Annotated in this window: 1 protein-coding gene; it reads left to right on the top strand. The window is 57.0% G+C overall.

The genetic code is table 11. From position 1 onward, the window contains the following. Positions 1 to 435: 435 nt before the first annotated feature. Positions 436 to 2,427 carry a DEAD/DEAH box helicase gene (locus tag ACR0ID_RS20305; protein ID WP_480608389.1) on the top strand — a complete coding sequence of 664 codons (1,992 nt, stop codon included), beginning with the start codon at positions 436 to 438 and terminating at the stop codon, positions 2,425 to 2,427. Positions 2,428 to 2,526 lie beyond the last annotated feature (99 nt).

Raw genomic sequence — 2,526 nt, forward strand, 5'->3', positions numbered from 1 at the left:
CCCGTCTAGGTCGTGCGACCTATGAACGTGTCGCATAACGAACCGGGGAAAGGGGCAAATGCGGCCCAAGCGCTATTCGTGCAACGCGGTCTTAAGTACCTATTCTCGCCTCGCGTCATCGCTCAACCACTATCATTCGGCGGTCAACAAGGCCGCGGCACTAATGGTGTCGACCCAAATCTGTGATAGGTGGCGGCACGGGTGTCAATCGCTTAACGACAGTAACAGGTCCAAGCCGGAATCTGCATGATCGTCAATCCAGACACAAAAGCTTGCGACATATCCTTGACGCATTCGGGCGCGCGTTACGGGCTATACATCTGAACCAAAAACCACTATCGCCAGATCTTTCCCGGCAATTGGTGACCTATGAATGATTTCTCTGCCCTCCCGAAAACCCTGTCCGCAGCTCTGTCCCAAAAAGGCTATAGCAACTTGACGCCTGTACAAGAGGCTGTGTCAGATGAAGCGCTGGCAGGAAAAGATCTGCTTGTCTCTGCGCAAACCGGTTCCGGCAAGACCGTGGGCTTCGGGCTGGCGATGGCGGAAGAACTTCTCGACAAGCACGGCCGTTTTGACCGACCAGCAGCGCCTTTGGCCGTGGTCATCGCACCCACGCGCGAACTGGCTCTGCAAGTGCGGAGAGAATTCGACTGGCTGTTTGCCGAAGCCGGGATCGTTACTGCATCGGCTGTCGGTGGTATGGATGCGCGCACAGAGCGCAGGGCGCTTGAACGCGGCGCACATGTCGTAGTCGCCACACCTGGGCGGCTGCGCGATCATATCACACGTGGGGTGATCGACCTGAGCGATCTGCGGACCGTCGTCCTCGACGAAGCCGATGAAATGCTGGACATGGGGTTCGCCGAAGATCTTGAATACATCCTTGATCAAACGCCCGAAAACCGGCGCACCCTGATGTTCTCTGCCACTGTTCCACGAGGCATTGCCAGGCTTGCCCGGACCTACCAGAAAGAGGGTGCGCAGCGGATCAAGGTCGGAAGCGCAGATGTCCAGCATTCGGATATAACCTATAGTGCCTTGAACGTAGCTCCGTCGGATATTGAAAAAGCGATCATCAATTTGCTGTGTTATCACGACGTTCAAACCACGATTGTGTTCGCCAACACCCGGTCTATGGTGGCGCGCCTGACCGCGAAACTTTCCAATCGGGGGTTTTCTGTCGTCTCACTGTCAGGGGAACTCAGTCAGGCAGAGCGCACCAACGCGATGCAAGCCCTGCGTGACGGGCGCGCGCAGGTTTGCGTTGCGACCGACGTGGCCGCCCGCGGCATTGATCTTCCAGGGTTGGAGTTGGTGATCCATGCGGATCTGCCCTCAAATGCGGAAACTTTGTTGCATCGCTCTGGACGGACAGGCCGTGCCGGACGCAAGGGAACATCCATTCTGATCGTGCCGGCTCGGCAGCGTTCAAAGGCACAACGATTGCTGAAAACCGCCAAGCTGGAGGCCGAATGGGGCGCACCACCCTCAGCCGATGAGGTGTTTAAACGGGAAGAGGAACGCATCATTTCCAATCCCGCCCTGGATGAGCCGCCAAGTGCTGAGGAAACGGCTTTTGCCGAGCGGCTGCTCAGCGGAAGAACTCCCGAGCAGATCGCCGCAGCCTATATGCGCCTCTACCGAGAGCGCCACTCGGCACCCGAGATCCTTGGAACGGCACCAGAGTCTGGAAAACGCGACACTGATCGGCGCGCGGCGTTTGGGCCAAGCACATGGTTCTCACTTTCTTTGGGACGCAAACAGCGTGCGGAGCCGCGTTGGTTGCTGCCAATGCTGTGCCGCAACGCGGGTTTGTCCAAAGACGCTATCGGCGCAATCCGCGTTCAGTATCAAGAGACCTTTGTCGAGATCGCCAATGATGCTGTGCCCGCAATGAAACAAGAACTGGGCGCTGATCTCATCATAGAACAAGGTGCGACGTTGACCGAGCTGGTGGGCACGCCAGATTTCGATGCCTCGCCCAAAGGCCCGCCTGCAGCCCCACAATCATCGGACGAGCCCGCCAAATCCCGAGGGCTTGATTCAGGCAAGCCGTCGAAAGCTGCGCCTGGCTTCGAGCGTTCTGACCAAGATGTCCGGACTGAATCCGAGCGCCCTAAGAGCAAAGGAAAATCTGCGGCACGCACGTCGAACAAACAAGCAAGCGAAGACAAGAAAAAACGGGACTCGGCTCCGCAAGCGCGACCGACGCGTGAGCGCGGAAAGGCCAAACCACAGCCCGTCGCAACGGATAAGAAGCGACAAAAGCAAGATAAGAACGCTTCTGACACATCCAAATCTCTGAAAGCACAAAAGGCGCGTTTCAAGACCGACACCAAAGACTCGAAAGCGCCGCGTTCAAAAAGCAAAAACGGCAAGGGCGGAGAAGCAAGGCCTTTCCGCAAGCCTTCAAAGAGAAACTGAGCGCTCGGGGAGCGTGTTGCACAAATCGTTTCCGATGCGTAGCTGGTCCTTTGATTTGACTGCGGGATGCTGTGATGCCTTTCAAATTCAATGCGTCGC

Source organism: Ruegeria sp. AL2 (assembly GCF_056540845.1).